Origin of the sequence: Pseudomonas sichuanensis (assembly GCF_003231305.1) — a bacterium.
Lineage (GTDB): Bacteria > Pseudomonadota > Gammaproteobacteria > Pseudomonadales > Pseudomonadaceae > Aquipseudomonas > Aquipseudomonas sichuanensis.
Window position 1 is genome coordinate 1 of the sequence record NZ_QKVM01000066.1, and the last position, 20,431, is coordinate 20,431.

Consider the following 20,431-nt stretch of genomic DNA (forward strand, 5'->3'; position numbering starts at 1 on the left):
ACGATATTTTCAGCGTTTACCGGTAGACGGCAGGAACACCGCCAACAACCCGAACAACGGCAAGTACGAGCACACCCCGTACACATACTCGATGCCACGCAGGTCGGCCACATAGCCCAGCAGCGCCGCGCCGATGCCGCCGAAGCCGAACATCAAGCCGAAGAAGATCCCGGCGATCATCCCCACGTTGCCTGGCACCAGTTCCTGGGCATACACCACGATGGCCGAGAACGCCGAGGCGAGGATGAAGCCGATCACCACGCTGAGCACGGTGGTCCAGAACAGGTCGGCATAGGGCAGCGCCAGGGTGAACGGCGCCACGCCCAGGATCGAGAACCAGATCACCGCCTTGCGCCCGATACGGTCGCCGATCGGCCCGCCGAAGAAGGTGCCGGCGGCCACCGCGCCAAGGAACAGGAACAGGTGCAGCTGGGAGCTGGCCACCGACAGCTGGAACTTCTCGATCAGGTAGAAGGTGAAGTAGCTGGTGAAGCTGGCCATGTAGAAGTACTTGGAGAACACCAGCAGGCCCAGCACCAGCAGCGCCATCATCACCCGCTGGCGCGAGATGCCGTGGGTGGCCTGCACCGCCTTGCGCGCCTTGGCCTGGTTGAGGTGTTCCTTGTACCAGCGGCGCAGCATCAGGGTGACGGCGAAGAACAGCAGCCCGGCCACGCCGAACCAGGCCACGTGGCTCTGGCCGAACGGGATGACGATGGCCGCCGCCAGCAGCGGGCCGAACGCGGAACCGGCGTTGCCGCCGACCTGGAAGGTCGACTGGGCCAGGCCGAAGCGCCCGCCCGAGGCCAGCCGGGCAATGCGCGAGGTCTCGGGGTGGAAGGTCGACGAGCCGATGCCCACCAGCGCCGAGGCCAGCAGGATCATCGGGAAGCTGCCGACGAACGCCAGCATGACGATGCCCACCAGGGTGCACAGGGTGCCCAGGGGCAGCAGGTTCGGCATCGGCCGCTTGTCGGTGAAGAAGCCCACCCAGGGCTGCAGCAGCGAGGCGGTGACCTGGAAGGTCAGGGTGATCAGGCCGATCTGGGCGAAGCTCAGGTTGTAGTTGGCCTTGAGCATCGGGTAGATGGCCGGTAGCACCGACTGGATCAGGTCGTTGATCAGGTGCGCCAGGGCGCAGAAGGTGATGATGCGCATCACCAGCGGGTTGGCCTGGTTGGCCGTGCTGCTGGCGCTGGCGGTTTGGGTGCTGCTGGTGGCCATGGGCGGGATGTCCGTGCGCAGGATGGGATCCGATTATCATGAAACAAATAGATACGAAGCTACCTTTTTATTTTTTCCAGATGAGCTTCCTGACGTAACGTACTTGTAAATGGTTCTCAATATATTTAGCATCCTCAAGTCTCACCTCCCGTAAACGCTGGGCAAAACCGCCCTGCCCTTGCGAGCAGAACCATCCCATGAGCCCGATGCCCGCCTTGCAGCCACAGCCCGACCCCGAGCAGGAAGCGTTGGACTGGTTCTCGCGCCTGCGCCAGCCCGGCTGTGACGACACGCTGCGTCAAGCCTTCGCCCACTGGTGCCAGGACCCACTCAACGCCCGGGCCTATGCCCAGCTCGAAGCTTACTGGCAGCAACTGCAGGTGCCGGCTGCCCGGCCACGGCCGCGGGTCGCCAAGGCCCGCCGCAGCCGCAGCGGGTTGTATCTGGGGTTGATGTTCCTGATGCTGCTGGCGACGCTGGCGTGGCTCTTCTGGCCACAGATGCAGCGCCTGGCCAGCGAGCTGCACACCGGCAGCGGCGAACGGCGCAGCGTGCGCCTGGCCGATGGCTCGACCTTGCACCTGGACAGCGCCAGCGCGATCAACGTCGATTTGCGCGATCGCATCCGCCGACTGCACCTGGTGCAGGGCCAGATATCCCTGGAAGTGATGCTCGATGGCCGGGCCCTGGAAGTGCAGGTGGACGATGCACGTATCCAGGTGTTCGGCACCCGCCTGCAGATTGCCCGCTACAGCGACCATGACGAACTGCTGGTATTGAGTGGCAAGGCCGCCGTCCTGCAGGGTGGCGACCAGCGCATGGTCAGTGCCGGGGAGCGGGTGACCTTCACCGACAGCCACATCAACCCGGTGGAGAAGATCGACAGCAAAGCCGCCGATGCCTGGCGCAGTGGCCGTTTGCAGGTCAGCCAAAGGCCCCTGGCCGAGGTGCTTGAACGCCTGGCGGCCTATCAGGGGCAACGCGTGTGGCTACTGGATGAAGAGGCCGGCCATCGACGCGTGAGTGGCGATTTCGACCTCGATCACCCTTTGCCGAGCCTGGAGCAGCTTGCCCGCGACCAGCAGCTGCGCCTGTACAACGTGCTTGGCCAAGGGCTGATCGTCCGTTGAAGCGAGCTTCCCGGCTAAGTTTTTGAAAGGTTGGCAATTTTTTTTAAAAACGTTGTTGACAGGATCGCGATTCGAGCTAATAATGCGCGCCAAGTTGGCTACATAGCTCAGTTGGTTAGAGCATAGCATTCATAATGCTGGGGTCCGGGGTTCAAGTCCCTGTGTAGCCACCACCTTCTAAAAGGGCTTATCGAAAGATAAGCCCTTTTTCTTTGCCTGCGAAAAAGCTACTTCACCCCCGCCACCACGACGGCCAACCCAAGGCCAATCAAAGCCACGCCGATGACCCGATCGACGATGCGCTGGCGCTCGATCATCGCGGCGCGCAGGCCCGCGCTGGAGAAGAATATCGCCACCAGGCTGAACCACGCCCAGTGAGCGAGCGACATGAACGCCCCATAGGCGAAGTCCAGCGCCAGCGGGCTGCCAGGCTGAACCACCTGGGTGTAGGCACTGACCACGAAGAGCATGGTCTTGGGGTTGAGCGCATTGGTGAGAAAGCCCGTGCGCAGCGCCTTGATCACACCCCCGTCACTGCCTTCCTGCACAGCGCCCAGGCTGATGCGCGTGGTATTGGTCAGCGACTTGTAGCCCAGGTACACCAGGTAACCCGCCCCCACCACCTTCATCGCCAGGAACAGCACCGGGCTGTGGCTGATGATCACGGCGATGCCGAGCACGGTGTACAGCACATGCACCTGCACGCCCATGGCGATACCCAGCGCAGCAGCCAGGCCTGACTTGCGTCCCTGTGCATAACTGCTGCGGGTGACCATGGCGAAGTCGGCCCCCGGGCTGATGACGGCCAGGAGGGTGAAGAGAGCGACGGCGATGAGTTCGTTCACGAACGGATATCCTCGATGAAAATTCACGGAAGACGGGATTATCCTGTTGCCTTGAACGAGTAAAAATCGATTTAAAGTAACGCCAATCTGCTAGTTTTACTCACCTATTTGCATGTAATCGACCGGATGCTGCACTTCGTGGGAGCGGGCTTGCCCCGCGATAGCGCCGGCACAGGACAGCACATGAAACTGCCCCCACTGACCGCCTTTCGATACTTCGACCTCGCCGCCCGCAGCGAAAGCTTCGTACGCGCCGCCGAGCAGTTGCACGTCACCCACGGCGCCGTCAGCCGCCAGGTACGCCTGCTGGAGGAAGGCCTTGGGCTAGAGCTGTTCGAGCGCCGCAACCGGGCGGTGTTCCTGACCCGCGCCGGCCGCGAGCTGCACGGCACCACCCAGGCGATCTTCGAGCAACTGGAAGGCACCGTGCAGCGCCTGCAGCAGCAAACCGACGACAAGGTGCTGGTGGTCTCCTGCGAGCCGACCATCGCCATGCGCTGGCTGATCCCGCGCCTGCCGCGCTTGCACGCCGAGCACCCCGACCTGCAACTGCACCTGGTGGCGGCGGGCGGCCCGGTGGATTTCGCCCGCGCAGGCGTGGACATGGCCCTGCGCCGGGACGACTTCCACTGGGACCGCCGGCTGCACAGCCTGAAGATCTGCGATGAATGGATCGGCCCGGTGGCCGCCGCGCGCTGCGATGGCCAGCGCCTGCTCCACAGCAAGACGCGCCCGGATGCCTGGTCGACCTGGCTGCGCCTGAGCCGTCACCCTGCCGAACACAAGGAACGCAGCGACTTCGAACACTTCTACCTGTCGATCCAGGCTGCCAGCGCCGGCTTGGGGCTGGCCATGGCCTCGGCGCTGATGGTCGGCGACGAGCTGGACAGCGGCCAGCTACAGGCGCCCTTCGGCTTCCTGCGCGACGGCTCCAGCTACCACTTGCTCAGCCCGCAGCCGTTGGACGACGGCAGCAAGCGCCAGCGCTTCGCGCAGTGGGTCGGCGCCGAATGCCAGGTACACCTGGCTCAGCTCGGCTTGCTGCAGAACGAGGACCCGGCACCACCATCGCCGCCCCAGGTGCGGTAACCGGCGGTATCGATATGAATGCGCCCTGACGGATAACGCCCCAACCCCATGCTCCAGGCCTGGCCGTGCTGCTGCCAGAAACTGCACAGCGGATTGGGGTCGGCCCAGGCCGGCAGCAGCAGGTCTACGGCGAAGGCGCGCATATGGGCACTGCTCGGCGCACCGCCGGCACAGGCATTGAGGCTCGGATCGCGGTAGGCCGAGACCACCTCGAACTGGCGCAGGATGCCCTGCTCGTCCAGCGTCTTGATCAGTGACAGCGTCGAGCGCACTGCCGGCCAGTGGCTGGCCGGCGGCACCGCGAACGGCGAGGCGCGGCACTGGCGCCAGTCCGAGGCCGAGCGCAGCAGCTGATGGATCGGCACCACCCCGTACAACCGTGCGTCCACCAGCATTTCCCGGAACCTGCGGTTTTCGTGATCCCCCGCCCATTGGGCGAACATCCACACATCGCGCTCGTCGGCCTGGGCTACACCCATGCACGAAAGCGCACCCGCCAATAGCCATGCCTTGCCGCTTTTCATCGCCCCACCTCTTCATCCACCATGGGCGTGCCCGCCGTCCTGGCGGCCACTGACATGGAGTTAAGCATGCACAAGATTGCACTCTCGGGCCTGGCCGCCCTCGCCTTCAGCGGGCTGGCCATGGCCGACGCGCAGATCGACCTGGGCGACGCCCAGCGGGTCACCCGGCTGTTCGCCTACCCCAACAACTGCCACGTGATCTGCTACCGCGACTGGAGCCTGGAAAAGACCGTCGAGCACTACCTCACCCAAAGCGTGCAACGCGACGGCTATGCCAACGCCAAGGTGACGGTGAACCGCGACAACGACAAGTTGCACGCCAGCATCACGGGGGTTCCGGCCGGCTACACCGAACCGCTGCGCAAGCTGCTCGACAGCGGCGAGCTGGCCTACCAGGGCGCCACCCGCCTGAACCAGAAAGGCGGCTGGGACTACAGCTGGTATCTGTTCCTGCCGCTGGGCATGGCCCTGGAGAACCGCCGCAGCATTGAGCTGCTGCATTTCCCGCCGGACTATTCGCTGACCCGCTACCAGGATTACCTCAAGTCCAACACCACCGACCGCTGGGCGGACCTGCTGACCTACAACGGCATCGACGCCAGCCAGACCCCGGCCTACCAGACCATCGTCGATATCGCGCCGATCGCCGCGCCGTCGGATGCCGGCAAGGCCCTTGAAGGGGTCTACGACTATTTCCGCGATTACCAGGTGAGCATGGTCAGGCAGATGACCGTCACCCATGCCGGCCAGGCGCTGCCGATGGTCGCCTTCGGCGCGCCGGTACGCGCCTGGATCCAGCAGCAGTACGGGCCGAAAGTGAACGTGCTGGGCCTGGTCAGCATCACCCCCGAAGCCGGCGGCACCAAGGTGCCCGTGCTGGGCGCCAACCACCCCAGCGCCATCTGGTACGCCGCCGACCCGAAAAGCTACGACGGCGACCAGGACAAGGCCGACGCCGCCGGCCTGAAGATGATGGGCCAGGACCTCTCCGCCGCCTGCTGGCAGGCCGGCATGGGCCGCAACCCGCAGGCCGACGCCAAGCTCACCCTGGATGCTTGCAGCACCAAGTGGCAGGTGACACAGAAGAAGCAGACCTGCGAACTGTTCTACCGCACCATCCGCAACATGACGCCGGAGCAGGCAGCAGCCAAGTGCAATACCGGAGCGGTGACGCGCAGCTTGCGGGATTTGCGTAAACCCATCGATAACCCGCAAGCACTTTAGCGCCAGGAAATGCACAGCAACAATCCAGGAATGCTCAGGTGCGAGTCTTTGAGTGATCATCCCCAAGCCGATTGCTTGCTGGTGTGCCCGCTTGACTGTCAAGGTTGAGATGGCATAATCACTCTCACCACTCAACCCCGTACGCGATGATTCAGTTCGTCGGCTGTTGGGGTGAAAAAACCGGCCTTTGCGCCGGTTTTTTCGTTTCAAGGGAATGAAACCTTGCGTACCGCCTGCTTCGTTGATGGATACAACGTCTTTTACGGCCTGGTCGCCGGCACTCGCTACAAATGGCTTGACCTGCCTTCGCTACTGGCTCACATCCTGCGCACGGAACAACCGGGCAGCCTGCTGAGCGCGATCAACTTCTACACCTCGGGCGTGAAGCCATCTTTGGCAAGCCGTGGCCGGCTGTCTAAGGAGGCCCAGGACACCTACCTGCGAGCCCTGATCGCGCGCAACGTATCGGTCTTTTATGGCCGCCATCAACTCGAACCACGCAGCGCCCCGCGCTTCATCGACAAAAAGACGCCACCCTCCCGAGTCGATCAGGTCGCCATCTGGAAACTCGAAGAAAAGGAAACCGACGTTCGCATTGCCTTGAGCATGTACCGGCTGGCCGCCCGGCAAGCACACCTGCCGACCGACCAGCGAGTGAGACAGATAGTCCTGGTTTCCGCAGACACGGACATGACGCCGGCCCTGCAGGCCCTGCGCGAAGACTTTCCCGATATCTGCCTGGGCGTGGTGCTCCCGCACCGAGAGGGGATGAAACGTGTACCGCCAGGCTCACTCAGAAATCATTGCAGCTGGATGCGCCGCCTCGTGACGAATGAAGAGCTTGCCTGTCACCAGTTCCCTGAACGGGTTGCCACTCTCAAGAAGCCGGCTATCAAACCGGCATACTGGTAACCCGTCAGTCCTCGAGCAGCGTACAGGCCATCACCAACGCATCTTCACGCCCACCCGCCACCGGGTAGTAGTCGCGTCGCCGGCCGATTTCGTTGAAACCGTAGCGCTCGTACAACCGATACGCCGACTGGTTGCTGGCACGCACTTCGAGGAAGCACTCACGGCCATTGAGTTGGTAGGCCCGTGCCATCAGGTGCTCGAGCAGGCGCAGGCCCATGCCACGGCCCTGGCTCTCCGGCTTGACGGTGATATTGAGCAGGTGCGCCTCGTCGATGATCACGTTGATCACGCCATGGCCGACCTGTTGCTGACCATCGAACATCAGCCACACTTCGTACGACTTCAGCGCATCCTGGAAGATGCCGCGGGTCCAGGGGTGGCTGAAGGCTGCGTATTCGATCTTCAACACGGCATCCAGATCCGCCTCGGTCATCGGGCGGAAACTGATCGACTCACTCATTCAACGCTCTTCCAGCGCGCCATCAGCTGGCGCATGGCTTTCCAGACGTCCGCCTTGCGCTGCGGCTCGTCCATCAACAGTTCAAGGCCGGGCAAAGCCCAGGCATCGCCGAGCAGGTCGACCTTGAGTTCTTGGTAATAGGCCTCGGCGTCGGCCTGGCCGGCGAAGCGAATGGCGGGCAGGCCGATCAGCCACAGGCAGGTGCTGGGCGCCTCTTCCAGGCGTGCGGCGATGAAGCCCTGGACGAAGTCGCGAGCGGCGTCCGGCCCTTGATCCATGTTGCCGCGCATCAGCAGCGGCCAACGCACCGGCTCGCCGATGATCTGCGGGGCGTCCGGCAGCCCGGCGGCGCGCAGCATGTCCTTTAGCAGCAGGTACGACGGGTCGCGGCTCTGGAACGGTTGGCCGGTGGCCAGCTCCACCAGCAGCAGGCAACTGCCGGCGCGCAGCAGTTGCAGGGCAAAGTGCGGGGGTGGCACCGGGGCCGGGCGCGGCGCGGGGGCCTCCACCTCGGCTTCGACCGGCTTGGCGACCGGTTTCGGCATGCTGCCAGGGCGCGGAATCTCGATTTTCGGCCGCTCTGCGCGCGGCTGGGGCGCCGCTGGCGCTTCCCGGGGCGCGGGCGCCGACGGACGCACCTCGAAGTCGATATCCTCGACCGGAGCTTGCGGCAACAACAGCTCGGGGCGCGAAGGTGCGGCGAACGGCAGTTCGGCGCGCGGCAGCCAATGCACCACTTGCATGGCGGAAAGGTAGGCGCGGCGACGGGGTTCGGTCAGCAAGGCTCGGGGGTCCGGGGTTCGAAACGTCGCACATTCTAACGTTGTTGGCCGGGCAGTGCTGCAACTGGTCGGCGGATTTTTGTCAGCTGTGGCGATCCTTTCGCGGGGCAAGCCCGCCCCCACGGTATCGCGGGGCCCCGCGAAAGGGCCAGTGAACCCCCTACAAGAGCCAAGGTTATCCCCCATTACAGACCAAGGGGTGAAATCCTCCCCCCTGGATGAAGTACAATCGCCCCCTTTTTACTTGGCAACGAGTAGACGCCAATGATCGAACCCAAGCGCGTCCTGCGCGCCCTAGCCGAACACTGGGCCCTGATCGAGCCGCTGTGCGAGCGCTTCGACCAAGGCACCCTGAGCCTGATCGAACTGCGCCAGCAGTTGGCCCGCCAACAGGTGGAAAGCACGCCGCAGGACATCACCCAGCTGCTCGACGTGTGGATCCGCCTGGACATCCTGGTCCCGGTAGCCAAGAGCCCGAACCGTTTCGAGCTCAACGCGCAGATCCACGACTTCCTCGCCTACCTGCGCCGCGAACACCGGCTGGGCCTGTGCCTGGAGATCGAAGCCTACCTGCGCCACCTGGAGCGCCTGGCCGGGCATATCCAGGACGCCTTCGACAACCGCGACAGCGACGACCTGGCGCGCCAGCTGCGCTTGCTCGACATGCGCGTGCGCGACGTGCTGAAGAAACTCGACAACGACGAGCAGGCGCTGGTGGCCGTGGCCGAGCGGGCCAAGACCAGCAACCGGCAGATCCCGCTGCGCCAGCGTTACGCCGAAGTGCTGGCGACCTGGGACGAGTACGTCGAACCGATGATCCAGCTGGTCAACGCCGACGGTGCCTTCGAGCAGGGCGTGCGCAAGGTCGAGACCGTGCTGCTGCGCCTCCTGGGCGAGCAGGCGCGCCTGGGCCACCTGGTCGATGACGACATGCTGCTGCGCACCCACGCGCGCATCCTCGAGATGCAGACCAGCGCCCAGCTCACCCTGCGCCACGCCCGCGAACTGCTGCTGCCGCTGCGCGAAGAAGCCCGCCGGCACAACGCCGTGACCCGTGGCGCCGCGCTGGCCTTGTCGGTGATCCGCAAGAAGGGCATCGACGCCGTGCCGCAAGCGGCCATGCCGATGTTCACCCGCCCGCAGAGCACCTTCCTGGGCAGTGCCAGCCAGGTCGAAGCCTATGTCTATGCCCTGGCCCGTTTCGAGCCCAAGCCTGCGCGCTTCCCCAAGGCGCACAAGACCCAGAAAGGCCCGTTGCCCCGCGCCCCGCGCACGGTCAAGGAGATGCTCGAGCGCTGCGAGGACGCCCTGCCGCTGCCGGACCTGATGGTCTGGCTACTGGAGCAGGAACCCGAGGGCGCCACCGACGAACTGCTGTACTGGTTCTCGCGCCTGTCGCGCGAGAAGCGCTTCGCCCGCCAGCGCCTCGACCGCCAGGAATACATCACCCGCGAACACCTGGTCAGCCTGCGCTCCTTCGCCCTGACGTCCAGCCGCGAAAACCAGCCGGCCACCACGACCGAATCCACCGCGAGCCCCGCCCATGCATCTTGATCTTTCCGAACTGTCCCAGCTCGCGCCGATCTTCCGCGAGCTGTTCAAGGGCTTCCACGTCAGCCGCCGCGACCCGGAGCTGTACGCCCAGCTGTCGAATTTCCAGGACCAGTACCGCACCCTGTTCAAGGCCCTCGGTTTCGAGCTGGTCTGCGACACCCGCGGTTTCTATTACTTCGTCCCCGAGCAGGCCGCCGCGCAGGTCAACAAGACCGCCCAGCGCCTGTCGCTGTTCACCTTCATCCTGGTCGAGCATCTGGCCGACCAGGGCCGTGACCCGATGGCCGTGCTCGACGGCGGCAGCATCGGCCGCGACGAACTGCCGTCGCTTTTGGACAAGTACCGCGACCTGTTCTTCCAGGCCGAAGTGCAGACCGTCGAGGAGCTGGAAGAGAAGATCCTGCGCCGCATGACCCAACTCGGTTTCGCTCACGAAGAGGGTGGCATCTACCGCTTCCTGCCGCCGATGCACCGCTTCCTCGACGTGTGCCTGTCGGTGCAGCAGGACCGCGACCTCGCCGCCACCCTGCACAGCGACCTGCCACTGCCCATCCCCGTACTGGTGGTGGAAGAGACGCCCGAAGAACTCAACCGCACCGACGACCCGCTCGACCTCACGCCGTTCGACGGCCAGGAGAGCGAAGAGGACGCCCTGGCCCGGGCCATCCGCGAAGAGCAACAGGAGATTGACGCATGAGCCAGGAACGCTACGGCATCCGCCGCTTCGCACTGCTCAACACCGCCGGCTACAGCCTGGGCCTGTTCCCCCTGGAACACCCGCTGTCGGTCTATGGCGCCAACAACCTGGGTAAATCGGCGTCGATCAACGCCCTGCAGTTCCCGATCCTGGCGCGCATGTCGGACATGAGCTTCGGCAAGTACAGCCTGGAACAGTCGCGGCGCTTCTACTTTGCCAGCGACACCAGCTACATCCTTTGCGAGCTGAACCTGCCCCACGGCCCGCACGTGATCGGCGTGGTCGGCCGCGGCCCGGGTGGCGGCTTCGGCCACCAGTTCTTCGCCTACCAGGGCGAGCTGGACCTGGCCCATTACCAGAAAGACGACACCTGCCTGCGCCAGAAAGAACTGTTCACCAACCTCGAGCGCAACGGCCTGAAAGCTTACGAGCTCAAGCCGGACGAACTGCGTCGGCTGCTGGTCGGCGGCCACACCTCGGTGCCGCTGGACCTCACCCTGATCCCGCTGCGCTCGACCAGCGAGCAGAGCCTGAAGACCTTCCGCGCGCTGTTCATCAACCTGCTGCACATGCGCGAAATCACCGCCGCCAAGCTCAAGCAACTGTTCCTCGACGCCTTCGAACACAGCCTGCGCTCGGGCAGCGTCGACTACATCGCCGCCTGTGAAGAGGCCTTCCGTGACGTGCGCCGCATGGAGGGCGACTACAACGCCCTGGTGGCCGCGGGCCCACTGGTCGAGGCCCTGGCCGGTGGCGTGGCCCAGCGCGACATCCTGCGCGGCAAGCTGCACCGTATTTCGCCCCTGCTCGACAACCTGCTGGGCACCTGGCAGGAATACGCCATGGCGCGCAAGGAAGAGCTGGTCATCCAGTCCGAGCACTACCGTGGCGAGCAGGACCGCCTGCAGAACGACCAGCGCGGCGGCACCCAGGAGCTGATGCGCCTGGAGCGCGAGATCACTGGCATCCAGCGCTGGCTGGGTGAGCTGTCGGTGCTCAAGCACCGTTTCGCCCTGGTCACCGACGTCAAGACCCTGGAACAGCAGCTGCTGGCCGCCAAGGACGCCCACGACGAACTGGCCGGCGCCCTGGCCCAGTCGCGGCAGTTCTCCGCCGAAGACCTCGACGAGCGCGTGCGCGACCTCGAAAAACGTGTGAAAGCGGTCAAGCTGCAACTCGACCACGCCGACAACAACAGCTACGCCCGCCTGCGCGAAGAGTTCTCCCAGCAGGACGTCGACCGCCTGATGCGCCTGTTCAACGGCGCGCTGTTCAGCCTGCCGCTGGGCGAGCGCGGCATCGAGCTGGATGACAGCGATGTCTGGGTCAAGACCCTGGAAGGCGTGCTTGACCGCTTCAAGGGCGAGCGCTTCGAAGTGCCGGGCCTGTCCATCGATATCTCGCACATCGACCCGCCCGCGCTGCAGGCCCTGGCCGACCGCGCCGCCCTGCGCGACCAGAAAGAACGCCTGGACAAAGAGCTCAAGCAGCTCAAGACCCAGCAGGCCGTGGCCCTCGACCGCGCCGCCAGCAAGGCACAGACCGAAGCGCTGTACCAGCAGGTGCTGGATGCGCAGAAGGCACTGGAAGATTTCCGCCGCGCCGAGACCCTGGCCGCCGAAGAGCCGGAGAAGATGGAACAGCTGAGCCAGCTGGAAGCGGCCCAGGACGAGCTCAAGCGCTCCAGCGACGCCTTCACCGAACGCGTCCAGCAGCTCTCCGCCAAGCTGCAGCTGGTAGGCCGGCAGATCGCCGACCTGGAAGCCAAGCAGCGCACCCTGGAGGACGCCCTGCGCCGTCGCCAGTTGCTGCCGGCCGACCTGCCCTTCGGCACGCCGTTCATGGAAGCGATCGACGACTCCATGGACAACCTGCTGCCACTGCTCAACGACTACCAGGACAGCTGGCAGGCGCTGCAGCGCGTGGACAACCAGATCGAAGCGCTGTACGCCCAGGTGCGCCTCAAGGGCGTGGCCAAGTTCGACAGCGAAGACGACATGGAGCGCCGCCTGCAGCTGCTGATCAACGCCTACTCGCACCGTACCGAGGAAGCGCTGACGCTGGCCAAGGCGCGCCGCGCGGCGGTCACCGACATCGCCCGGACCCTGCGCAACATCCGTAGCGACTACGACAGCCTGGAACACCAGCTGGCGCTGTTCAACCGCGAGATCAACAAGCGCCAGGTGTCCAACCTGGAGAGCTTCCGCGTGGTGCTGGCGCCGAACAAGGAAGCGCTCAAGCACATCGACCAGATCATCCACAGCGCCGGCCAGTACGAGGAAGGCGAGACCCTGTCGGTGTTCGACCTGACCCAGAACAGCGACCAGGATCACAAGAACGAAGAGGCCAAGGAATACCTGGCGCGGCTGGTGGCGGCCAACCACAACCAGCTGGGCCTGAAGGACCTGTTCGAACTGGCGTTCGAGATCACCAAGATCAACAGCCAGCCGGTGATCCACGCCGACATCGACGGCGCCGCTTCCAACGGCACCACCATGACCATCAAGGCGCTGACCAACATGTACCTGTTGCTGCACCTGATGGACCGCGACCTGGCCGGGCGCATTCGCCTGCCGTACTACCTGGACGAGGCGGCGGACATCGACGAACGCAACCAGGCCGCGCTGCTGGAAACCAGCCAGCAATTGGGCTTCGTGCCGATCCTGGCGAGCGTGAAGCCGCAGGTGTCGGCGCGGGTGGCGATCGATCTGGAAGGCGGTAGCGGGCCGAATGGCATCTACATCGACGAGGCGGACTGGAAGTACATCAGCCGTCGCGATGAGGTGAAGGCCATCGTGCGTGAGGATGAGGCCGAGGAACTGGCCTGAGGTAGCCGGGGCCGCGTTGCGGCCCTTTCGCGGGTAAACCCGCTCCCACAGGTTTGATGCCGCACTTGTGGGAGCCGGTTTACCCGCGAACGAGGGCGAAGCCCTCGCCTTTCAAAGCATCGCGGGGCAAGCCCGCTCCCACGCCAACACACATCATGGCGTGGGAGCGGGCTTGCCCCGCGATCGTTTCTAGCAGGTTATTGCTGTGCCCAAGGCAGAATCGGAATCGCCGTCACCGCATTCTGCGGGCTGCCTTCGATCAGGCGGTCGCTGTACACCAGGTACACCAGCGTATTGCGCTTCTTGTCGAGAAAACGCACCACCTGCATGGTCTTGAACACCAGCGAGGTGCGCTCCTTGAACACCTCCTCACCGTCTTTCAAGTCACCCTTGAACTGGATCGGCCCGACCTGACGGCAGGCGATCGACGCTTCGGCACGGTCCTCGGCCAGCCCTAACCCACCTTTCAGGCCGCCGGTCTTGGCCCGCGACAGGTAACAGGTCACGCCCTCGACCTTGGGGTCGTCGAAGGCTTCGACGACGATACGGTCATTGGGCCCGACGAACTTGAACACGGTGGACACCTGGCCGATCTCCTCGGCCCCGGCCAGCATCGGCAGCGCCAGGGCTGCCACGGCAATCATCCTTTTCAGCACGTTCACTTCCTCAGACCAGGACCAGGTTGTCGCGGTGCACCAGCTCAGGCTCGGCACTGTAGCCCAACACGCTTTCGATGGCATCGGACGGCTGGCCGATGATCTTCTGCGCTTCCAGCGCGCTGTAGTTGGCCAGGCCACGGGCCACTTCCAGGCCATCCGGGCCGACGCAGACCACCATCTCGCCGCGGCGGAAGCTGCCCTGCACGGTCTTCACGCCGACCGGCAGCAGGCTTTTGTTGGCCTGGCGCAGGGCCTGCACGGCACCGTCATCCAGTACCAGAGTGCCACGGGTCTGCAAGTGGCCGGCCAGCCACTGCTTGCGCGCGGCAAGCATGCCGCGCTCGGGCGACAGCAGGGTGCCCAGGCGCTCGCCGGCCTTCAGGCGGTCCAGCACGCGCTCGATACGGCCACCGATGATGATGGTGTGCGCACCGGAACGGGCAGCCAGGCGCGCGGCGCGCAGCTTGGTCTGCATGCCGCCACGGCCCAGGGCGCCACCGGTACCGCCGGCCACCGCGTCGAGCGAGGGGTCGTCGGCACGGGCTTCATAAATAAGCTGGGCTTCGGGGTTGTTGCGCGGGTCGGCGTCGAACATGCCGTCGCGGTCGGTAAGGATCACCAGCAGGTCGGCCTCGACCAGGTTGGCCACCAGCGCGGCCAGGGTGTCGTTGTCGCCGAAGCGGATCTCGTCGGTGACCACGGTGTCGTTCTCGTTGATCACCGGCACCACGCCCAGGTCGACCAGGGTGCGCAGGGTGCTGCGCGCGTTCAGGTAACGCTTGCGGTCGGAAAGGTCGTCATGGGTCAGCAGGATCTGTGCGGTGTGCTTGCCATGCTCGCCGAAGCTCGACTCCCAGGCCTGCACCAGGCGCATCTGGCCGAGTGCGGCAGCGGCCTGCAGCTCGTTCATCGCGCTCGGTCGGGTGGCCCAGCCCAACTGGCTCATGCCGGCAGCCACTGCCCCGGAGGAGACCAGCACCAGTTCCACGCCCGCTTCACGCAGGGCCACCATCTGCTCGACCCACACCGCCATGGCGCCACGGTCCAGGCCCTTGCCATCGGCAGTCAGCAGCGCGCTGCCGATCTTCACGACCCAGCGCTTGGCGCCAGTCACCTTGCTTCGCATCTTCTCTTCCAACCTATGTCGAATCTGTAGATACCTGAGATACAAAAACGCCGCTCCAGAGAGCGGCGTTCAGTGTACTGCAACCGATCAGTCGCGCACGTAAATGATTTCCGGGCCGTCTTCGTCGTCCTCGAAATCATCATCCCAGCCGTCATCGTCACCGATGTCGTGCACGCTCTTGACGCCGGTACGGCGCAGGGTGCGCGCGTCGTCCAGGGCCTGCAGCTGGGCACGGGCTTCGTCTTCGATGCGCTGGTCGAGGTCGGCCAGCTCTTCGGCATAGGCCGGGTCGTTGGCCAGGCGGTCGGCGCGGTCTTCGAGGTAGCGCATCAGGTCGTGGCTGAGCTTCTCGGTGCCTTGCTTGGAGATTGCCGAGATCACGTAGACCGGGCCTTCCCACTGCAGGCGCTCGACCACTTCCTTGACCCGCTCGTCGCGCTCGTCGTCCATGACCATGTCGGCCTTGTTCAGCACCAGCCAGCGCTCACGCTCGGCCAGCGACGGGCTGAAGCGGGTCAGCTCGTTGACGATCACTTCGGCGGCGTCGGCCGGGCTGCTTTCGTCCAGCGGCGCCATGTCGACCAGGTGCAGCAGCACGCGGGTACGCGCCAGGTGCTTGAGGAAGCGGATACCCAGGCCGGCACCGTCGGAGGCGCCTTCGATCAGGCCGGGAATGTCGGCGATGACGAAGCTCTTCCAGCGGTCGACGCTGACCACGCCCAGGTTCGGCACCAGGGTGGTGAACGGGTAGTCGGCGACTTTCGGCTTGGCGGCCGATACCGAGCGGATGAAGGTGCTCTTGCCGGCATTCGGCAGGCCCAGCAGGCCGACGTCGGCCAGGACTTTCATTTCCATCTTCAGGTCGCGCTGGTCACCCGGCTTGCCAGGGGTGGTCTGGCGCGGCGCACGGTTGGTGCTGGACTTGAAGCGGGTGTTGCCCAGGCCGTGCCAGCCGCCCTGGGCGACCATCAGCTTCTGGCCCGGGGTGATCAGGTCACCGATGACTTCCTGGGTGGAGGCGTCGATCACGGTGGTGCCGACCGGCACGCGCAGGAACAGGTCGTCGCCTTTCTTGCCGGTGCAGTCGGTGCTGCCGCCGTTGGAGCCGCGCTGGGCTTCGTGATGACGGGTGTAGCGGTAATCGACGAGGGTGTTGAGGTTCTCGTCGGCCACCATGTACACCGAGCCGCCGTCGCCACCGTCACCGCCGTTGGGGCCACCGTTCTCGATGAATTTCTCGCGGCGGAAGCTCATGCAACCGTTACCGCCGTCACCGGCTTTTACCCGGATCGATACTTCGTCAACAAACTTCATTCAAAACCGCCTCTCGTCGAATGACGAGTCGAAAACCAGAAAACCTGAGGCTCTTGCAAAAATGAGCGCGGCGGCCCCGTACGACCAGAAACCAGCGCCAGCAGCCCAAACAAACAGCTTTGCAAGAGGCTCAACACAAACGAAAAAGCCCCGTCGCATGACGGGGCTTCTGGAGCGACGTCGCGATTAAGCGGCGACAATGCTCACGTAACGGCGGTTGAACTCGCCTTTCTTCTCGAACTTGATCACGCCTTCGATCTTGGCGAACAGGGTGTGATCCTTGCCCATGCCAACGCCGTAGCCGGCGTGGAACTGGGTGCCGCGCTGACGGACGATGATGTTGCCGGCCTTGACGACCTGGCTGCCATACATCTTCACGCCAAGGCGTTTCGATTCTGAGTCGCGACCGTTACGGGTACTACCACCAGCCTTCTTGTGAGCCATGGTTCAATTCTCCAAATAAATTCAGGGGATCTAGGGGATTAAGCCTGGATGCCGGTGATTTTGATCTCGGTGAACCACTGGCGGTGGCCCATGCGCTTCATGTGGTGCTTACGACGACGGAACTTGATGATACGAACCTTGTCGTGACGGCCTTGCGAAATCACTTCGGCCACAACCTTGGCACCAGCGACAACTGGAGCACCGATGGTGACTTCTTCACCGTTGGCGACCAGCAGAACGCGATCGAAGGTCACGGATTCGCCAGTGGCGACTTCCAGTTTTTCGATCTTGAGGAATTCACCTTCAGCGACTTTGTACTGCTTGCCGCCGGTAACGATTACTGCGTAAGACATGGTATTTCTCCGATAATCCTGCTCACCCAGCGCTTTATATGATGAGTATTGGCTGGCATGGCTGCATAGGGCTGGAACGGCCCGGTGCAATTGCGTAAGGCAGGTGCTGCCCAGGAAGTTAGGGTGCGCGATTGTACGCAACCGCAGAAATGCTTGCAAGTACTGGCCAGGGCCCACGGGCACCGCGCCTTGACACACCGATACCCGCGACCTAGCATGCCGCGCAACCTCAATGGAGCAGCCGATGCAACCCCAATCCTTCTACCGCGCGGTAGCTGACGATTTCAGCGCCGTCGACGAGATCATCAAGAAGCAGCTGACCTCGCGCGTGCCGCTGGTATCGAAGATCGGCGACTATATCACTTCCGCTGGCGGCAAGCGCCTGCGCCCACTGCTGGTGCTGCTGTGCGGCAAGGCCCTGGGCCGCGAAGGCGATGACCTGCGCCTGCTGGCCGCCACCATCGAGTTCCTGCACACCGCCACCCTGCTGCACGACGACGTGGTCGACATGTCCGGCATGCGCCGTGGCCGCTCCACTGCCAATGCCCTGTGGGGCAACGCGCCGAGCGTGCTGGTGGGCGACTTCCTTTATTCGCGTTCGTTCGAAATGATGGTCGAACTGGGCTCGATGCCGGTCATGCAGATCCTCTCCAAGGCCACCCGGGTGATCGCCGAAGGCGAGGTGCTGCAGCTGTCGCGCGTGCGCGATGCCAGCACCACCGAAGAGGTGTACATGGACGTCATCCGCGGCAAGACCGCGATGCTGTTCGAGGCCTCGACCCACAGCGCCGCCGCGCTCGCCCAGGCCACCGACGAACAGCGTGAAGCCCTGCGTACCTTCGGCGACCACCTGGGCGTGGCCTTCCAGCTGGTCGACGACCTGCTGGACTACAAAGGCGACTCGGAAACCCTGGGCAAGAACGTCGGCGACGACCTGGCCGAGGGCAAGCCGACCCTGCCGCTGATCTACACCATGCGTGAAGGTACGCCTGAGCAGGCTGCCCTGGTGCGCAAGGCAATCCAGAAAGGTGGCATCGAAGACCTGGAGCAGATCCGCATTGCCGTCGAGGCTTCGGGCGCCCTGGCCTATACCGCCCAGATGGCCCGTGACTACGTGGCCCGTGCCATTGCCTGCCTGGAAGTGCTGCCGGCCAGCGAATACCGGGATGCGCTGATCGAGTTGAGCGAGTTCGCGGTAGCGCGCACCCACTGATCCATCGCGTCATGTTCATCGCGGGGCAAGCCCGCTCCCACGCAAGGCATACAGGCTTTGCGTGGGAGCGGGCTTGCCCCGCGATGCGTTTGTGCAGAAAACCACTAAACCTTATACAATGTGCGCCTTTACCCGTCTGTACCTTAAGGAACGCCTGTGAGCACTCTGCCACCCTGCCCTAAATGCAACTCCGAATACACCTACGAAGATGGCGCGCAACTGATCTGCCCCGAGTGCGCCCATGAGTGGTCGGCCAGCGGCGAAGTCGAAGCCAGCGACAACGTGGTGAAGAAGGATTCGGTGGGCAACGTGCTGCAGGATGGCGACACCGTCACCGTGATCAAGGACCTCAAGGTCAAGGGCTCCTCGCTGGTGGTCAAGGTCGGCACCAAGGTCAAGAACATCCGCCTGTGCGACGGCGACCACGACATCGACTGCAAGATCGATGGCATCGGCGCAATGAAGCTCAAGTCCGAGTTCGTGCGCAAGGTCTGACCTCCCTTTCGGGGCCGCCCTCGGGTGGCCCTGACAGATCCTGCAACAGGATCGCCTGCACCCTTCGCATCATTTTTGCCAATTGTTACTTGCTATTTTGATAATAAGAATTATTCTCATTGGAACCGCTATCCAAGGAGAATAGCCATGACTTATCTGATCGACGCCTGGCTGGAACGCCCCCACCCCTACTTACGCATCCTGCATCGCGAGACCGGCGAAGTGTGCGCCGTGCTCGAGGAAGACGCACTCGACGAGCTGCGTGACCAGGGTGACCTGGACATGACCGGGTTGAATTCGAGTGAACCGGGGGTACTGAAGGAACTGGTGAGGAACCTGTTTCTGTTCTGCTATGCGCGGGCGTTGCGCCCTGGGGGAACGGATTGGAACTGAAAAATCGCGGGGCAAGCCCGCTCCCACGGAGATTACGTGGGAGCGGGCTTGCCCCGCGATTGTGTAGGTCTTACAGAACGTCGAGCAGCTCGACGTCGAACACCAGGACACTGTGCGGCGGGATGCTACCGACGCCCTGGGCGCCGTAAGCCAGTTCGCTTGGCACGTACAGGCGCCATTTGCTGCCGGCGTTCATCAGCTGCAGGGCTTCGGTCCAGCCAGCGATCACGCCGCCAACCGGGAACTCGGCCGGCTGGCCGCGCTCGTAGGAGCTGTCGAATACGGTGCCGTCGACCAGGGTGCCGTGGTAGTGAGTGCGGACATTGTCTTCACGGGTCGGCTTGGCGCCTTCACCGGCGGTCAGTACTTCGTACTGCAGGCCCGAAGCCAGGGTGACAATACCTTCACGCTTGGCGTTGTCGGCCAGGAATTCCTTGCCCACTGCAGCGGCGGCTTCGGCCTTGGCAGCAGCTTCGGCTTGCATCACCTCACGGATCACCTTGAAGGCAGCCGACAGGTCGGCTTCGCTGACACGGCTTTCGGCGCCATTGAAGGCGTCGGTCAGGCCGGCAACGATGGCATTCAGGTTCACGCCTGGTGGCGGGTTGTCACGCAGCTGGCCACCCAGCTGGCGGCCGATGCCGTAGCTGACGCGGGTTTCGTCGGTGGACAGATTGAGTTCGGACATGGGCTTGCTCCGCTTGAGGGCGCACTGCATCTGCGCCCTGATGAAAAGGGCGAGCAGCCTAGCACACTGGTGCCGCGCGGAGCAGCTACCAGGCCGAACGCTGGGAAATCGGGACTTTGAGGTCTTCTTCCGGGTGGCTGCCCATGCCGCACATCTCGTCTTGCACGGACCAGTGCATCAGGTTCATCGAGACCATCGGGATGGCCTTGAGCAACCCCCGCGCATCCTCCACCGAATGCACGCGCAAGCGCTCGCCACTGGGGCTGGACAGGGGGTGGGCACGGCCCTTGACCCGGGCCTCGAGCAGATAATCACCGCCTTCGATGGCGATCAGGTTGAGTTCGTCGACATGGCCAGCCCTGGCCTCGGCGTTGAGCTGCTGCAGGTTCATGGGTGCACCTCGCTGCGGGGATCCCGCTTGAGTGCTCATTTTTTGTACAGGCTGCTCTAAAGCACAAGTCTCCGTCGGTCAGAAAA

The 20,431-nt window shown here is 64.0% G+C and carries 22 protein-coding genes and 1 tRNA gene; 11 read left to right on the forward strand and 12 right to left on the reverse strand.

Annotated elements, in window-relative coordinates; translation table 11 throughout:
- Positions 1 to 9: 9 nt before the first annotated feature.
- Entirely contained in the window at positions 10 to 1,224 is a 1,215-nt protein-coding gene (locus DM373_RS25435; RefSeq protein ID WP_110996180.1) for an MFS transporter, read from the reverse strand.
- 197 nt (positions 1,225 to 1,421) lie between these two features.
- Between DM373_RS25435 and DM373_RS25440 the strand changes: the two genes are divergently transcribed.
- Both DM373_RS25440 and DM373_RS25445 read left to right on the forward strand, forming a co-directional pair.
- Positions 1,422 to 2,354, forward strand: coding sequence for a FecR family protein (locus tag DM373_RS25440; protein WP_244215135.1), 933 nt, complete (start codon positions 1,422 to 1,424; stop codon positions 2,352 to 2,354).
- A gap of 96 nt (positions 2,355 to 2,450) precedes the next feature.
- Positions 2,451 to 2,527, forward strand: a tRNA-Met gene (locus DM373_RS25445).
- A gap of 54 nt (positions 2,528 to 2,581) precedes the next feature.
- Here the strand turns inward: DM373_RS25445 and DM373_RS25450 are convergent.
- Positions 2,582 to 3,199 (reverse strand): LysE family translocator, encoded by a 618-nt coding sequence (locus tag DM373_RS25450; protein WP_110996182.1) that lies wholly within the window; start codon positions 3,197 to 3,199, stop codon positions 2,582 to 2,584.
- A 183-nt stretch (positions 3,200 to 3,382) separates the two neighbouring features.
- Here DM373_RS25450 and DM373_RS25455 point away from each other — a divergent pair, with 183 nt between their 5' ends.
- Entirely contained in the window at positions 3,383 to 4,288 is a 906-nt protein-coding gene (locus tag DM373_RS25455) for a LysR substrate-binding domain-containing protein (protein ID WP_110996183.1), read from the forward strand.
- Here DM373_RS25455 and DM373_RS25460 read toward each other — a convergent pair.
- Positions 4,228 to 4,812: a D-Ala-D-Ala carboxypeptidase family metallohydrolase gene (locus tag DM373_RS25460; protein WP_208642830.1), complete on the reverse strand. Its 585-nt coding sequence runs from the start codon at positions 4,810 to 4,812 to the stop codon at positions 4,228 to 4,230. The two genes, DM373_RS25455 and DM373_RS25460, sit on opposite strands and share 61 nt — an antisense overlap.
- A 66-nt stretch (positions 4,813 to 4,878) precedes the next feature.
- Between DM373_RS25460 and DM373_RS25465 the strand changes: the two genes are divergently transcribed.
- On the forward strand, positions 4,879 to 6,036 hold the full coding sequence (locus tag DM373_RS25465) for a hypothetical protein (protein ID WP_110996184.1): 1,158 nt from the start codon (positions 4,879 to 4,881) through the stop codon (positions 6,034 to 6,036).
- Between the two features lie 222 nt (positions 6,037 to 6,258).
- The gene (locus DM373_RS25470) at positions 6,259 to 6,948 is read left to right on the forward strand and encodes an NYN domain-containing protein (protein ID WP_110996185.1); all 690 of its coding nucleotides are present in this window, start codon (positions 6,259 to 6,261) and stop codon (positions 6,946 to 6,948) included.
- Between the two features lie 4 nt (positions 6,949 to 6,952).
- Here the strand turns inward: DM373_RS25470 and rimI are convergent, their stop codons facing one another.
- Together rimI and DM373_RS25480 are read right to left on the reverse strand one after the other, a co-directional pair.
- On the reverse strand, positions 6,953 to 7,408 hold the full coding sequence (gene rimI, locus DM373_RS25475) for a ribosomal protein S18-alanine N-acetyltransferase (RefSeq protein ID WP_110996186.1): 456 nt from the start codon (positions 7,406 to 7,408) through the stop codon (positions 6,953 to 6,955).
- On the reverse strand, positions 7,405 to 8,190 hold the full coding sequence (locus tag DM373_RS25480) for an energy transducer TonB (protein WP_110996187.1): 786 nt from the start codon (positions 8,188 to 8,190) through the stop codon (positions 7,405 to 7,407). Before DM373_RS25480 ends, rimI begins: the two co-directional genes overlap by 4 nt.
- Positions 8,191 to 8,454: 264 nt before the next feature.
- On the opposite strand from DM373_RS25480, the gene mksB reads away from it, so the two are divergent.
- Genes mksB through mksF form a run of 3 tightly spaced genes read left to right on the forward strand, consistent with a single transcriptional unit; the run spans position 8,455 to position 13,269 of the window.
- A complete protein-coding gene (mksB, locus tag DM373_RS25485) occupies positions 8,455 to 9,744 on the forward strand; it encodes an Mks condensin complex protein MksB (protein ID WP_110996188.1) in 1,290 nt (429 codons plus the stop codon).
- Positions 9,734 to 10,441 carry an Mks condensin complex protein MksE gene (mksE, locus tag DM373_RS25490; protein ID WP_110996189.1) on the forward strand — a complete coding sequence of 236 codons (708 nt, stop codon included), beginning with the start codon at positions 9,734 to 9,736 and terminating at the stop codon, positions 10,439 to 10,441. The genes mksB and mksE overlap by 11 nt, the downstream gene beginning before the upstream one ends.
- Positions 10,438 to 13,269 carry an Mks condensin complex protein MksF gene (mksF, locus tag DM373_RS25495; RefSeq protein ID WP_110996190.1) on the forward strand — a complete coding sequence of 944 codons (2,832 nt, stop codon included), beginning with the start codon at positions 10,438 to 10,440 and terminating at the stop codon, positions 13,267 to 13,269. The genes mksE and mksF overlap by 4 nt, the downstream gene beginning before the upstream one ends.
- Positions 13,270 to 13,466: 197 nt before the next feature.
- On the opposite strand, the gene DM373_RS25500 is transcribed toward mksF, so the two are convergent.
- The 5 genes from DM373_RS25500 to rplU form a co-directional block, all read right to left on the reverse strand.
- Positions 13,467 to 13,913: a CreA family protein gene (locus DM373_RS25500; protein ID WP_167409869.1), complete on the reverse strand. Its 447-nt coding sequence runs from the start codon at positions 13,911 to 13,913 to the stop codon at positions 13,467 to 13,469.
- A 22-nt stretch (positions 13,914 to 13,935) separates the two neighbouring features.
- Positions 13,936 to 15,054, reverse strand: a complete 1,119-nt coding sequence (gene proB, locus DM373_RS25505; protein ID WP_110996192.1) for a glutamate 5-kinase — start codon at positions 15,052 to 15,054, stop codon at positions 13,936 to 13,938.
- 87 nt (positions 15,055 to 15,141) lie between these two features.
- Entirely contained in the window at positions 15,142 to 16,368 is a 1,227-nt protein-coding gene (cgtA, locus tag DM373_RS25510; RefSeq protein WP_110996193.1) for an Obg family GTPase CgtA, read from the reverse strand.
- A 186-nt stretch (positions 16,369 to 16,554) separates the two neighbouring features.
- Complete coding sequence (rpmA, locus tag DM373_RS25515; RefSeq protein ID WP_008092023.1) at positions 16,555 to 16,812, reverse strand: 50S ribosomal protein L27; 258 nt, start codon at positions 16,810 to 16,812, stop codon at positions 16,555 to 16,557.
- A 38-nt stretch (positions 16,813 to 16,850) separates the two neighbouring features.
- Positions 16,851 to 17,165 carry a 50S ribosomal protein L21 gene (rplU, locus tag DM373_RS25520; RefSeq protein ID WP_060512528.1) on the reverse strand — a complete coding sequence of 105 codons (315 nt, stop codon included), beginning with the start codon at positions 17,163 to 17,165 and terminating at the stop codon, positions 16,851 to 16,853.
- Between the two features lie 244 nt (positions 17,166 to 17,409).
- Between rplU and DM373_RS25525 the strand changes: the two genes are divergently transcribed.
- From DM373_RS25525 to DM373_RS25535, 3 genes are all read left to right on the forward strand, one after another.
- On the forward strand, positions 17,410 to 18,378 hold the full coding sequence (locus DM373_RS25525; RefSeq protein ID WP_110996194.1) for a polyprenyl synthetase family protein: 969 nt from the start codon (positions 17,410 to 17,412) through the stop codon (positions 18,376 to 18,378).
- 156 nt (positions 18,379 to 18,534) lie between these two features.
- A complete protein-coding gene (locus tag DM373_RS25530; RefSeq protein ID WP_110996195.1) occupies positions 18,535 to 18,873 on the forward strand; it encodes a zinc ribbon domain-containing protein YjdM in 339 nt (112 codons plus the stop codon).
- A gap of 147 nt (positions 18,874 to 19,020) precedes the next feature.
- Positions 19,021 to 19,266, forward strand: coding sequence for a PA4570 family protein (locus DM373_RS25535; protein WP_110996196.1), 246 nt, complete (start codon positions 19,021 to 19,023; stop codon positions 19,264 to 19,266).
- Positions 19,267 to 19,336: 70 nt separating this feature from the next.
- On the opposite strand, the gene bamJ is transcribed toward DM373_RS25535, so the two are convergent.
- The gene (gene bamJ / locus DM373_RS25540) at positions 19,337 to 19,954 is read right to left on the reverse strand and encodes a BamJ family beta-barrel-assembly machinery protein (RefSeq protein ID WP_110996197.1); all 618 of its coding nucleotides are present in this window, start codon (positions 19,952 to 19,954) and stop codon (positions 19,337 to 19,339) included.
- 85 nt (positions 19,955 to 20,039) lie between these two features.
- Positions 20,040 to 20,345 carry a DUF6482 family protein gene (locus DM373_RS25545; RefSeq protein ID WP_110996198.1) on the reverse strand — a complete coding sequence of 102 codons (306 nt, stop codon included), beginning with the start codon at positions 20,343 to 20,345 and terminating at the stop codon, positions 20,040 to 20,042.
- Between the last annotated feature and the right edge of the window lie 86 nt (positions 20,346 to 20,431).